This is a genomic window from Bacillus sp. FSL K6-0994 (assembly GCF_038630815.1).
Taxonomy (GTDB): Bacteria; Bacillota; Bacilli; order Bacillales; family Bacillaceae; genus Bacillus; species Bacillus safensis.
In genome coordinates, this window is the sequence record NZ_CP152043.1 from 2,526,433 (window position 1) to 2,540,172 (window position 13,740).

11 protein-coding genes are annotated in these 13,740 nt (G+C 42.8%); 1 reads left to right on the forward strand and 10 read right to left on the reverse strand.

Annotation, left to right across the window (positions count from 1 at the left end):
* Nucleotides 1–163 precede the first annotated feature (163 nt).
* The 7 genes from MHB69_RS13130 to zapA form a co-directional block, all read right to left on the reverse strand.
* Nucleotides 164–1,882, reverse strand: coding sequence for an AMP-binding protein (locus tag MHB69_RS13130; RefSeq protein WP_070326352.1), 1,719 nt, complete (start codon nt 1,880–1,882; stop codon nt 164–166).
* A 99-nt stretch (nt 1,883–1,981) separates the two neighbouring features.
* The gene (locus tag MHB69_RS13135) at nt 1,982–2,437 is read right to left on the reverse strand and encodes an immunity 63 family protein (RefSeq protein WP_034280732.1); all 456 of its coding nucleotides are present in this window, start codon (nt 2,435–2,437) and stop codon (nt 1,982–1,984) included.
* A gap of 162 nt (nt 2,438–2,599) precedes the next feature.
* The gene (locus MHB69_RS13140) at nt 2,600–3,004 is read right to left on the reverse strand and encodes a DUF350 domain-containing protein (RefSeq protein WP_008345990.1); all 405 of its coding nucleotides are present in this window, start codon (nt 3,002–3,004) and stop codon (nt 2,600–2,602) included.
* 14 nt (nt 3,005–3,018) lie between these two features.
* On the reverse strand, nt 3,019–5,376 hold the full coding sequence (locus tag MHB69_RS13145) for an endonuclease MutS2 (protein WP_342496240.1): 2,358 nt from the start codon (nt 5,374–5,376) through the stop codon (nt 3,019–3,021).
* Nucleotides 5,377–5,397: 21 nt separating this feature from the next.
* Nucleotides 5,398–7,110: a DNA polymerase/3'-5' exonuclease PolX gene (gene polX / locus MHB69_RS13150; RefSeq protein WP_268414145.1), complete on the reverse strand. Its 1,713-nt coding sequence runs from the start codon at nt 7,108–7,110 to the stop codon at nt 5,398–5,400.
* 114 nt (nt 7,111–7,224) lie between these two features.
* Nucleotides 7,225–7,758 (reverse strand): CvpA family protein, encoded by a 534-nt coding sequence (locus MHB69_RS13155; protein ID WP_046312011.1) that lies wholly within the window; start codon nt 7,756–7,758, stop codon nt 7,225–7,227.
* A 7-nt stretch (nt 7,759–7,765) separates the two neighbouring features.
* Nucleotides 7,766–8,023, reverse strand: a complete 258-nt coding sequence (gene zapA / locus MHB69_RS13160) for a cell division protein ZapA (protein ID WP_012010831.1) — start codon at nt 8,021–8,023, stop codon at nt 7,766–7,768.
* A gap of 134 nt (nt 8,024–8,157) precedes the next feature.
* On the opposite strand from zapA, the gene rnhC reads away from it, so the two are divergent.
* Complete coding sequence (rnhC, locus tag MHB69_RS13165; protein ID WP_101676782.1) at nt 8,158–9,081, forward strand: ribonuclease HIII; 924 nt, start codon at nt 8,158–8,160, stop codon at nt 9,079–9,081.
* A gap of 36 nt (nt 9,082–9,117) precedes the next feature.
* On the opposite strand, the gene pheT is transcribed toward rnhC, so the two are convergent.
* From pheT to MHB69_RS13180, 3 genes are all read right to left on the reverse strand, one after another.
* Nucleotides 9,118–11,532, reverse strand: a complete 2,415-nt coding sequence (gene pheT, locus MHB69_RS13170; protein ID WP_254001402.1) for a phenylalanine--tRNA ligase subunit beta — start codon at nt 11,530–11,532, stop codon at nt 9,118–9,120.
* Between the two features lie 15 nt (nt 11,533–11,547).
* A complete protein-coding gene (pheS, locus tag MHB69_RS13175) occupies nt 11,548–12,582 on the reverse strand; it encodes a phenylalanine--tRNA ligase subunit alpha (protein ID WP_034279699.1) in 1,035 nt (344 codons plus the stop codon).
* A gap of 375 nt (nt 12,583–12,957) precedes the next feature.
* A complete protein-coding gene (locus tag MHB69_RS13180) occupies nt 12,958–13,701 on the reverse strand; it encodes an RNA methyltransferase (RefSeq protein ID WP_046312017.1) in 744 nt (247 codons plus the stop codon).
* Nucleotides 13,702–13,740 lie beyond the last annotated feature (39 nt).

Genomic DNA, 13,740 nt, shown 5'->3' on the forward strand with positions numbered 1-13,740 from the left:
TTCGTCCCTTTCTAAATTGAATGAGCATTCATTCATAACTTTATGTTAAAAAGAAACGGGTGATTTGTCAAGTGATCTTCTTCTTTCTTTTCAACCTTTATCATACCAGAGCAGACGGTCATCATTCAAATCATCCGGCCGCTCGACCGGATGATGAAGGTCGTTATTTCTTCAATTGATCGACAGGTGTCTCAGATGATGAAGCTTGCTTTCTTTTTTCTTCTTCAATTAATACTCTGCGCAAAATTTTTCCGACAGCCGTTTTAGGCAGTGATTCTTTAAATTCATACACGCGCGGTACTTTAAATGAAGCAATTCTCGTTCTGACAAAGCGATCGAGTTCATCCTCTGTTAAATAAGCATCCTTTTTCGGCACAACAAACGCTTTTACTGTTTCTCCTCTATAAGGATCTGGTATGCCTGCGACAACGGCTTCTTGTACAAGCTCATGCTCATAAAGGGCTTCTTCGACCTCTCTTGGGTAAATATTATAACCGCTCGCAATAATGACATCTTTTTTCCGGTCAACGATATAGAAAAAACCGTCCTCATCCATATACCCAATATCTCCAGTGAAAAACCATCCGTCCCTTAATACAGCTGCTGTCTCCTCTGGCTGATTCCAGTAGCCTTTCATGATCTGCGGTCCTTTGACGATAATTTCTCCGTGCTCATACGGCTCTTTAAGGCCACCCGTTTCCTCGCAATAAATACCTGCGTCTGTCCCAGGCCACGGACAGCCAATGCTGCCTGTTTTGTTCGCTCCCCATAAAAAGTTAGAATGGGTCACTGGCGAAGTTTCTGAAAGACCATACCCCTCAACTAAACGCCCTCCTGTTAATTTCTCAAAGCTCTGTTTGACTTCAACAGGAAGAGCCGCCGAGCCGCTTAAACATGCAGTGATGGACGACAGGTCATACTTTTCAATGTTCGGATGATGCAGCAAGGCAATATACATGGTGGGTGCACCTGGAAAGAGTGTCGGTTTCTGTTTTTCAATCGTTTTGAGGGTATCAGCTGCGTCAAATCGCGGAAGGAGAATCATTGAATGCCCTTCTTTCACAGCAAGGTTTAATACGGTCGTCATTCCGTATACATGAAAAAACGGAATGATGCCAAGGATTCGTTCTTTTCCTCTTGTCGTTTTATACATCCAAGAAGCGCACATTTCAGTATTCGCTAAAATATTTTCATGCGTCAGCATGACCCCTTTTGGTAAACCAGTCGTTCCGCCTGTATATTGCAAAACAGCGACATCCTCTTTCGGTTCAAAGGCAAGAGCCGGAATCTGTTCTCCTGACGATTCTTTCATAATTTGTGAGAAGTGATGAATGGTCTCGCTTTTCTCTACTTGGATGACCATTTTATTTTTTCTTTTTTGGACGATAGGAAACAGAATGTTTTTCGGAAATGGTAAATAATCCTGCAGTTTGGTGATGATCAAGTGCTCCATACTTGTCAGCGCTTTCATTTTATAGGCCTTTGGATACAATAAATCCAGTGTAATCAGCACTTTTGAGCCGCTGTCCTCCATTTGATATGCCAGTTCTTTCTCCGTATAAAGCGGGTTCGTTTGAACAACGATGCCGCCTGCAATTAAAACAGCATAATATGAAATGACAGATTGAGGACAGTTTGGCAGCATGATTGCTACTCTGTCGCCTTTTTTCACGCCAATTTTCATCAGGTGACCAGCTAGTTTCAATGCTTCTTCCTGGAGCTGTTCATAGGTGATGTTTTTTCCTAGAAAATGAATGGCTGTATGCTCAGGTGCAGCCTCTGCGGAGCTGAATAAGTAAGATTGTAACGTCTCATTTGGGATGGTGAGTTCGTGGGGAATTTGATTCGGGTAATGCAGAAGCCAACGTTTATCTGACTGCATAAAAACCCTCCTTCCTGAACTTTCGTACTATTTTATTATAGCAAACTTTTCCTTAAGGCAGTTTTCTTTTTTCAAATAGAGCTTGGTTCCATGGCATCTTTACTTCTTTGCCGGTGTTTCGATCGATGCTCTTTTTCCTTCATGATGCCACTGTTCATATAATCCACCGATTGCACGAAATGACTCATTTACTCTCTCCACGATCTGTTGATGGATACTCGGGTCATTAGGTAAATGCGTCTGGATGTTGTCGACTTGATACTGCCTCATCATATCTATGTAGACTGTAAGAAAGATTGTGTCTTCTAAAATCCAGTAAATGACTTCATCCGCCGCTTTTGTTCTTTTATGCAGCATTTGGATTCCTCGTTCATATTGAATGAGAATATAGCCACTCGGATCGATTTGAATATAAGGGCTCAAATCATCAAAAAATCCAGTCGTTTGAAATGGACGTGCAATATACGGTTCGTATATGTCTCTTGGCAGGGAAGTCATTTGGAGACAAGTATCAATTCGCTTTATGAGTTCGTCTTTTTGCAGAATTTGCTTCATGTGATTCACCGCCTTCTGGTGAGATAAAAGCTGCCAAGGAATCCCTGACAGCTTTCTCACTTTGTCTTATTCATTTCACAGGAACATGTAAACGGCACCAATGACCGCAAAAGTGCAGGCAACTACGATTAATACTTTTGCTAGCTTTTCCATGTCGTCTCCTTAAATGCCGGCTGCTACTACATAAGACAGCCCAACTGAAATAATGAGTGAAATAAACCCGACCGCTCTATTATCATTCTCAATTTCTTTGTCTACTTTAAATCGTGGTGTTAAAAATTCAAAAATGAAATAGCTGACAAGCAGCATCACAAAGCCGTATACGCCCCATCCAATCATTTGCAGAAGGGAATTGTGCTGTGCGATAGAATGCTGAAACACATTCGCAATCCCAAAAATCTTTCCGCCTGTTGCCATGGCAACAGCTAAGTTCCCCCGCTGGATCTCTTCCCAGTTTTTATAGGAGGTAACGAGTTCAAAAATGGTTAGAAATAAGACAAGACATAGGACGGCCACGCTGTAATAGGCGGCAATTTCCACAAGTTCATTTTCCCAAAAGGCTTTCATGCGTTTTCTCCTTTTTACTTTAATTCGACGATGGTAACGCCTGATCCTCCCTCGCCTTGTTCCCCAAAACGAGCATTTTTCACACTTCGGTGCTGTTTCAGTAATTCCTGAACCCCTTTTCTAAGGGCGCCAGTTCCTTTTCCGTGAATGATTGACACACGCGGATAACCAGCTAAGACAGCATCATCTAAATATTTCTCGACTCTGCTTAAGGCATTTTCATAACGCTCTCCCCTTAAGTCAAGCTCAAGCGATACATGATAGTCTTTTCCTTTGACTGCCGTAATGGCTTTCTCCTGCTTAAATTCAGGTGCTGATTTGATAAATTCCATGTCTTTTTCTTTTACTTTCATTTTCAGAATGCCCATTTGGACACTCCATTCTTTGTCACCTGTTTGTTCAAGCAGCGTTCCTTTTTGCCCGAAGGTGAGCACTTTCACTTCGTCGCCTGATTTTAGCTGTCTTGCTGCTTTTTTCACCGGCTCTGGCTTTTTCTTCCGGTCAAACTCAGGGACTGCTTCTTCAAGACGCTTTCTCGCATCGATGAGTTCATGTTCTTTAAATGATCGATGCTCATTTTTTATCGAACGAAGCTCTTGAATGATGTCTTCTGCTTCTTTTGAGGCTTGTTCAATTTTTTCTGCCGCTTTTTTTTCAGCTTCTTCAAGCAGTTTGTCCTTTTGCTCATTCCATTCAAGAATTTGTCTCTGCAATTCTTTATGAAGCTTTTCTGCTTCTTTTCTATAGACTTCTGTCTCATGCAGCTCTTCTTCTGCTTGTTTCTTGCTTTCTTCTAATGAAGCAATCATTTGGTCTACTTCATTATGCTCGGCATGCATATCCGCTTTTGCACGGTCAATGAGGTGATCTGGCAACCCAAGACGTTTAGAAATTTCAAATGCATTACTTCGTCCGGGCACACCGATGAGCAAGCGGTACGTTGGTGATAAGGTTTCAATGTCAAACTCCACGCTCGCATTTGTGACACCTTCCCGGTTATATCCGTAAGCCTTCAGCTCAGGATAATGGGTCGTTGCGATGACGCGTGCATTTGTTTGATGCACTTCATCTAAGATACTCATGGCCAGCGCGGCACCTTCTGCAGGGTCTGTTCCTGCCCCTAATTCATCAAATAACACGAGTGAGTTAGATGTCAAATTCTTTAAGATATCTACAATATTGACCATATGAGATGAGAACGTACTCAAGCTTTGCTCAATAGATTGTTCATCTCCAATATCAGCAAAGACTTGGTCGAATACAGCCACTTCCGAGCCTTCTTCAACTGGAATATGAAGGCCTGCCTGCGTCATCAGCGTAAGAAGACCAAGCGTTTTCAAGGTAACTGTCTTACCCCCTGTATTTGGGCCAGTAATAACGATGGTTGAAAAATCTTTGCCGAGCTCAATGTCATTTGCCACAACCTGATCCCTAGGCAATAGAGGATGTCTTGCCCGCTTTAAATAAATCTCCCCTTGATCGTTCACAGCAGGCTTTGTGGCTTTTTCTGCCTTTGCATATTTGGCTTTAGCAAAAATAAAATCTAACGTCTGAAGCTCTTTTACATTGTGAAGCAGTTCCTCAATGTGTTCTGACACGCTCGCTGTCAGCATTTGCAGGATCTTTTCGACCTCTTGTTTTTCTTTTAAACGGGTTTGCTGCAAGGTGTTATTTAAATCCACGACCACTTGCGGCTCGATAAATAGGGTTGCCCCAGATGATGATTGATCGTGAACAATTCCGCCGTAATTCGAGCGGTACTCCTGCTTTACCGGAATCACAAACCGATCATTACGAATGGTAACAATCGTGTCTGACAGCATTTTTGAAGCAGATTGTGAGCGAATCATGGATTCTAATTTATCTCGCACTTTTGATTCTAATGAACGTAATTGCGTACGTATTGTTCGTAGCGCCGGAGTTGCATGATCAAGCACTTCTCCATTATCACCAATACAGCTTTCGATTTCTTTTCTGACTTCAGGCAGTAATATCAGCGTCTCTGCATATGTATGAAGGCGAGGTATGTCTACACCATCTTCATACAGGGACGTGAGAAAGTGCTTCATATTTTTCGCAGTGTATAACAGCGCTGCAATTTCCATGAGCTCAGATGGGCTTAATGTACTGCCGATTTCTGCCCGTTTGACCCCGCGTCTAATATCCGTCAGCCCGCCAAATGGCGCCGATCCCTTTAAGCGGATGACATCCTGTGCTTCTGCTACCTCTTCCAGCAAATGCTGAATGGTTTCTATATCCGTCAGCGGCGTTAAATCCTGCGCTCTTTCTTTTCCTAATGAGGATGCGGTATAGGACATGACTTTTTCTTTTACTTTATGAAATTCTAATGATGCTAACACTTTTTGTTGCAGCATGGTCCAGCCTCCTAACGACTACCTGTCACGCGTTAAAAACTTTTTGATCTCGCTTAGAGAAAAAGTATTCACGACATTTGCTTTTGGTGTCCAGCCTTTTCTTGCAGCTGTTACACCAACTTCCATATGATCCAGCATGGCGATATTGTGCGCATCTGTATTGATCATGATGTTCACACCTGCTTCGTTTGCTTTCATTAAATGCTCTGTTTTTAAATCCAGTCTTGACGGGTTGCTGTTGAGCTCTAGTGCAGTTCCCGTTTTCTTCGCAAGCTCTATGAGCTGATCTATATTTAAGGCATAGCCGTCCCGTCTGCCGATCAAACGGCCTGTTGGATGTGCAATTAAATCCACATGCTGATTCCGCAGGGCATTTTCAAGGCGCTCCATAATGACTTCTTCCGGCTGAGAAAAGCTCGAGTGGATAGACGCAATGACAAAATCCATGTCTGCTAAAAAGTCATCATCATAATCTAATGATCCATCCGGGAGAATATCCATTTCGACCCCTTTGAAAATGTGAAAATGCTCGAATTCTTGATTCAGCTTGTCAATTTCTTTTGCTTGCAGACGTAAACGTTCTTTTGTTAAACCGTTTGCTACTTTTAAATATTGCGAGTGGTCTGTAATCGCCATGTATTCATAGCCTTTTGCGATACATGCCTCTGCCATTTCGCGAATAGAAAATGCGCCGTCACTCCATGTTGAGTGCATATGAAGGTCGCCTTTGATATCTTTTAACTCTACAAATTGCATACTTTCTTTATACGTATCAATCTCCGCTCCGGTTTCACGAATTTCTGGCGGAATGAGCGGAAGTTGAAAATGCGCATAAAAAGCGGCCTCGTCTTCAAACGTTTTGACTTCTCCAGTTTCAATTGTTTCCACACCATATTCACTAATACGCTCTCCGCGTTCCTTCGCAAGCTGACGCATGCGAATATTGTGATCTTTTGAGCCAGTGAAATGGTGCAGCGTTGTTGCAAATTGATCTGTTGTCACAAGCCGGAAGTCTACACTGATCTCAAAATCAAGGGCAAGAATGACAGATACCTTCGTATCACCGCTTGCAATGACGTCTTTGACATCATCAAGTGCAACGAGCTGCTCTCTGACTTGTTCAGGATCGCTGGTCGCAATGATATAATCTAAATCTTTGACAGTTTCTCGTGCACGTCTTAGACTGCCAGCTCTAGAAAAACGAATAATCCCCTTCATCTGTTCTAGCGCATGATCAATCCGCTCTGCCACATCTAATGCAAAGCCAATTGGCAGTCGTTCTGGCTGCTTTCCGGCCTCCTCAAGAGCAGCGAGAATCTTCTCTTCTGTTTTTTTACCGAAGCCTGCAAGCGCTTGTACTTTTTCCGCTTCACATGCTTCTTTTAATGACTGGGCATCATGGACACCAAGCTCTTGGTAAAGCTTCGCAATCTTCTTCCCGCCAAGCCCTTGCAATTTCAAGAGCGGGACAAGTCCTTCAGGCACTTCCTTTTTTAATTGTTCGAGTGTTTCTGATTTTCCTTTTTCGATATACTCTGTGATCACAGCAAAGGTTCCTTTTCCAATGCCGGGTAATGCTAATAGATCATCTATTTGAGAAAGGCTGCGGTCGTCTTGTTCCAGTGCCGCTGCTGCTTTACGAAAGGCAGAAATTTTAAAAGGATTATCTCCTTTTAGTTCCATATATACTGCAATTGTTTCAAGAAGTTTGATAATATCTTTTTTATTCATCTCTCATCCTCCAGCCGCTTTCGCATCTTCCTATATAAATATACAAACTTTCCCTTCATCCTACAACTTTCTGTCATGGAATGAGAAAAAACTTCTCCAGAAAAGGAGAAGTTTTTAAACTCCATACGTCGACCATAGGTCTTTGACAAGACCGGACAGGTAAGGGGTGTTGTTTACGATCACATCTGCTAACATTGATTTGCTCATCATTGTTTGGAGCGCATCTACTGGAAGTAATGCAGCGACAAACAATAGAATAAACACAAATAAATAGGTTTCAAGAAATCCTAAAACACCGCCAAGCAGTTTGTTCACCTGTTTAATCACAGGTATACTTGCAATGGTTGTGAGCAATCCGCCAATGATGGCGAGCAGGATTTTGGTCAAGATAAACAGAATGATAAACGCAATGGTATTATAATAAGCTGTTTCTAGATTCCCGCTAAAGAAAGCGAGCTGCGGTTGACCGCCGCTAAAATTAGGTGACGGAATCCACGTAAGCTGTGGTGCAAGTGACTGATAAAACATGGAAGCCACTAAGATAGAAACAACAAAGCTGATCAATTTAATAAATTGAAGAATAAACCCGCGTTTTAGACCGACAAGCGTTCCCATAAGAAGCAAAAACAAAATGATGATATCGATCACGGTAATTTCATTCCTTTTCTTTTAGCTGAATCTCTAATTTTTCGTATTGCTCTTTTAATTTCAAGTAGTCGTGGACGACATTGACTGCTGTCAGTACAGCTAATTTGTTTATATCAAGATATGGATTTTTTTCATTTATTTCTCTCATTTTATCATCAACAATTGACGCAACATGTCGCATATGCATCTTCGTTTCTTGTCCGATGATCGTATAGGACTGTCCGTAAATCTCAACTGTTGTTTTCGTTTTACCGCCGTCAGACAACGTTTCTCCTCCATTCCACGAGAATCCTAGTCTCTATCATAACATGTTTAGACATTGAATGGAAAGACGAGCCCTTCCCTGTTATGGTACACTTTAGAAATCAATGATATCAAGGTAAAAAGGAGTTATCCACTGTGCCCCAATCCGTTTTAAAAGCAACATCAGAAGACCTCAAAAAGATGAAGAGCGCGTATGCGCACCATTTAACAGACAATTTGCCGCCAGGCGCCCTCTTTCAAGCAAAAGTCCCTGGCTGTACGATTACAGCCTATCGATCTGGAAAAGTATTGTTTCAAGGACAAAAGGCAGAAGCTGAAGCCAGTCAATTCAGCCACTTGCAAGCAGCTGATACGAAAAGTCAAAAATCACCTGCTGTTACAAAATACAGTCCGCCGCCCGGCATTGCTTCCATGTCGGTCATCGGTTCAGATGAAGTAGGTACAGGTGATTATTTCGGACCGATCACAGTCTGTGCGGCCTATGTTGATGCTAGCCAGCTTGCTTTAATGAAAGAGCTTGGCGTAAAAGACTCAAAAGGGCTAAAGGACCCGCAAATTCTCAACATTGCCAAGGATCTCATCAAAACCATTCCGTTCAGCCTTCTCGTTCTCCGAAATGAAAAGTACAATACGATGCAGGAAAAGGGCATGAGTCAAGGAAAAATGAAGGCACTGCTTCATAACCAAGTCATCACCTCTGTGCTAGAAAAACTGGACGGACAGCAGCCTGAAGCCATTTTGATTGACCAATTTGCAGAACCAGGGATTTATTTCAAGCATCTTGCCGGGAAAAAAATCATCCGGGAGCGGACGTATTTTAGTACAAAAGCAGAAGGCATCCATTTGTCAGTCGCTGCAGCTTCCATTATCGCAAGGTACGCCTTTTTAATTGAAATGGACAAATTATCACAGGCTGCAGGCTTTGACATCCCAAAAGGAGCCGGTCCTCATGTAGACAAGGCCGCCGCCAAGCTCATCAAGCTGCACGGTGAAGATGCTTTACGTCAATTTACAAAGCTGCATTTTGCCAACACACAAAAAGCGAAAAAAATGCTATAAAAAAAGCTAGGGCCATGAGGCCTTAGCTTTTTTTCTTTAACCGCGTAAGACGGCTTGATACGTATCTTCTAGTGCTTTCAAAACTTTTGTGTGAACAGCTGTGACTTCTTCCTCGGTCAACGTTTGTTCAGGATTTAAATATTGAAGAGAGAATGCAACAGATTTTTTGCCTTCTTCCATATGCTCCCCTTCGTACACATCAAATACAGATAGGTCTGTGAGTAGATGACCGCCTGCTTCATAGATGACACGCTCCAGCTGTCCGCTTGAGATATGCTGATCGACAACAAGTGCGATGTCTCTTGTCACAGCAGGGAATCTCGGGATCGCTGTATATTTCATATCCTTCGTTTCAGATGTCATCACATCTGTTAAATCAAACTCGAAGACATACGTTTCTTTTAAATCCAATTCCTTTTCAACGACTGGATGCAGTGCGGCAACAAAGCCAATGACTTGACCATTTAAGTGAACATCTGCAGTTCGCCCTGGGTGAAGACCCTCACGCTCTGCTTGAACATAAGTGATTTGGTCTGACACACCAAGCTTTTCGAACAATCCTTCAGCAATTCCTTTCGCTACATAAAAATCGACGGCTTTTTTCTCGCCCTGCCAAAGATTTTTATGCCATAAGCCTGTCAGCGCACCAGCGACATGTTCTTTTTCCACTGGTTTTGCCCCTTCAGCTTCTGCTAAGAAAACAGAGCCCGTTTCATAAAATCCAAATGAATCAGCTTGTCTTGCCAAGTTATATGCAACAGAATCAAGTAAGTTTGGCAGAAGACTTTGTCTCAGCACACTGCGTTCCTCACTCATTGGCAGAGAAAGTCTCGTTTCATAGGCTGGATGCAAGGCAAAAGCTGTGGACTTATGCTGATTCGTCAATGAATACGTAATCGCTTGAGAAAGTCCTGCGCCCTCTAAGAAACGTCTTACCTTTCTGCGCTTCACTTGGTATGGCGTGAGACCGCCAACGGTGCCAGCTGTTGCAGGCAGTGTAGATGGAATATTATCGTAGCCGTATAATCTTGCAACTTCTTCAATGAGGTCTTCTTCAATCGTAATATCCATTCTGCGGGAAGGAACTGTTACGACAAGAACATCATTTGATTCGCCCACTGTAAAGCCTAATTTGTTGAAAATCTGAATCATATCTTCTTTTGAAATGCTCATTCCAAGCACCTTGTTCACACGCTCAGTTGACACGTGGATGACATTCATACTTGCTTCAAGGTGGTTTTCCTCAACTGTACCGCTTAGCACTTCGCCGCCTGCATACATGCTGATCAATTGAGCTGCTCTTTCTGCTGCCGGCTTCGTACGCTGCGGATCGAGTCCTTTTTCAAATCGTGTGCTTGATTCACTGCGAAGTCCTAAGTCTCTAGATGCTTGACGGACTGTTTGACCGTTGAAATATGCCGTTTCTAAAAGAATCGTCGTCGTCTCATCACGCACCTCTGATTCAAAGCCGCCCATGACGCCTGCTACCGCGTGCGCTTTCGTTCCATTCGTGATGACAAGATGCTTTGATGATAATGTACGCTCTTGCTCATCCAGTGTTTGAATGATTTCGCTGTCAGACGCTTTACGAACGACCACCTGCTTTGAACCAAAGCGGTCATAATCAAAGGCATGAAGCGGCTGACCGTATTCAAGCAGTACAAAATTTGTAATATCCACGACGTTGTTAATTGGACGAATGCCTGCATTCATCAATCTTGTTTGCATCCAAAGCGGTGCTGGTCCAACCTTTACATTTTTAATGATCTTTGCTGCATAAAGTGGATTCGCTTCTTGATCCTCAATTTTAACAGAAATATAGTCTGCTGCTTTTTCGGAAGAAGTGTCATGTGCTGTATCAGGAAGCTTGATGTCTCTTCCTAAAATGGCCGCAACCTCATAAGCGACACCTAGCATATTCAGGGCATCGGCACGGTTTGGTGTTAAGCCAAGCTCAAGCACCGCATCATCTAATTGAAGTGCTTGAAGGGCATCATCTCCTGGTTTCACGTCGTTCGGGAAAACAAAGATGCCTTCTGCATATTCCTTTGGTACGAGCTTGCTCTCTACGCCTAATTCTTGCAGAGAACAAATCATGCCATGAGACTCTTCACCGCGCAGTTTTGCTTTTTTAATTTTAAAGTTGCCAGGAAGGACTGCGCCCACCGTTGCGACGGCCACATACTGTCCTTTCTCCACATTCGGAGCCCCGCAAATAATTTGCACTGGTGCTTCTTCGCCGATATCAACAAGACATTTGTTTAATTTATCTGCATTCGGATGCTGTTCACGTTCAATGACGTGTCCAACGACAACTCCTTTGATGCCTTCGCCTTTATATTCAACGGCTTCCACTTCAATTCCGCTTCTTGTGATTTTTTCTGCTAATTCATCCGGCTTGATGCCTTCTAAATCGACATAGTCTTCTAACCATTTATATGAAACAAACATGTTGATTTCCTCCTCTTAGTCCTGCTTGAATTGCTTTGTGAATCTAATGTCATTTGTGTAGAAATGGCGAATATCATCAATGCCGTATTTCAGCATCGCAATCCGTTCCACACCCATTCCAAAAGCAAAGCCTTGGTAAGTTTCTGGATCAAACCCGCTCATTTTCAGGACATTCGGATGAACCATTCCTGCACCTAAAATCTCAATCCAGCCTGTTCCTTTACATACAGAGCAGCCCTTCCCGCCGCATTTAAAGCAAGACACATCGACTTCGACAGATGGTTCTGTGAATGGGAAAAAGCTTGGACGCAGTCTAATTTCACGATCTTCACCAAACATTTTTCTTGCGACTGTCTCCAGTGTTCCTTTTAAATCACTCATGCTAATATTGTGATCGACGACAAGCCCTTCAATTTGCATAAATTGATGTGAATGAGTCGCGTCATCACTGTCACGTCTATATACTTTCCCAGGACAGATGATTTTCACAGGACCTTGTCCTTTATATTTCTCAAGTGTACGTGCTTGTACTGGTGATGTTTGTGTTCTCATCAGTGTATCTTCGGTAATATAGAAGCTGTCCTGCATATCACGTGCCGGATGCTCCTTTGGAAGATTCAGCGCTTCAAAGTTATAATAATCCGTTTCTACCTCAGGACCTTCCTCAACGGTATAGCCCATGCCAATAAATAAATCTTCAATATCTTCGACAACAATCGTTAATGGATGTCTTGCTCCCATTTTGATTGGACTTGCCGGTAAAGTAACATCGATCGTTTGAGACGCAAGTTTTTTCTTCACTTCTTCTTTTTCCAGCTGTTCATTTTTTTCAGCAATGGCACCAGCAATCTGCTCTCTTACTTCGTTAGCAAGTGCACCCATTTTCGGTCTTTCTTCTGCGGAGAGCTTGCCCATTCCGCGAAGTACTTCTGTAATCGGTCCTTTTTTCCCTAAGTATTGAACACGAATGTCATTGACCTCTTTGAGCGAGCTAGCTGCTTCAACCTTCGCTATCGCCTCTGTTTCAAGCTGTTTTAACGTTTCTTGCATGAGTGTAATCCTCCTTTTGATATACAAAACCGCTCGGATAAACGGCTGTTTGATCGTTTGAAGACAATAAAAAAACTCGTTCCTCCATAAAAGAAGGGACGAGTTGTGGTCGCGGTACCACCCTTGTTAAGCACAAATGCATGTGCGAATAAGCTTCATTGACATAACGGAATCAAACGAATCCGGTTCACCTTTACGCAAAGCCTGCGGTCCCGGTGACAACTCCAGAGGTGAATTCCTGTTTCAGCATTCCTTAAATGCACTTTCAGTCTACGATGCATTCTCCCTAAAAGGCCGCTTCTTGAAACAATCTTCCTCTATCATGGTTTTTAAATATTAGTTTCATTATAGTGAAAATGAGCACTTGATGCAACACTATCCGCGCAAATGATAGACTAGAACAGCTGCTGCAACAGCGACATTTAATGATTCTGCCTGCCCATACATTGGCACATATAAATTTTGATCTGTCATTTGCAGAATCGCTGGATCAATACCTGCTCCCTCATTTCCAACAATTAATGCAAACGGACCTTCTGCCGTTACGCTTCTATACTCTTTCGCATCTTTTAAGGCACTCCCGTATACAGGTATGCCTCGTTCTTTCAGTTCGGTGATCGCCTGTTGAAGGGTTTGCTTTAAGATAGGCAGGTGAAAATGAGACCCTTGTGCCGAACGGAGCGTTTTTCCGTTAAACGCATCAACTGTTCCTTCTCCTAAGATCACAGCATCAAGACCAGCGGCATCTGCTGTTCGAATGAGTGTGCCTAAATTCCCCGGGTCCTGCACTGCGTCTAATAGAAGAATTCGTTCAACCTTCTTTTCTTCAAAAACAGGAACTGTACAGACTGCGGCAATGTGCTGAGGCGTTTCTGTTTCTGTCATGGCAGAAAAGGCCTCTTCGCTCAGTTCATAAAGCTCAATGTCAGGCTGGATATGAGAAGGAAGCATATCGGGCGAGGTGACCATTAATTCCTTCACGATCCCGCTCTTTAATGCTTCTTCGACTAAATGTATTCCCTCAACGAGAAATAGCCCCGTTTTCGTTCGTTCTTTTTTCGTATGGAGCTTCTTCCACTGTTTAATGTTTGTGTTTTTAGCTGATTCTATATATTTCAAGCGACGTTAACTCCTTTAATTATCATGAATTTATTATAT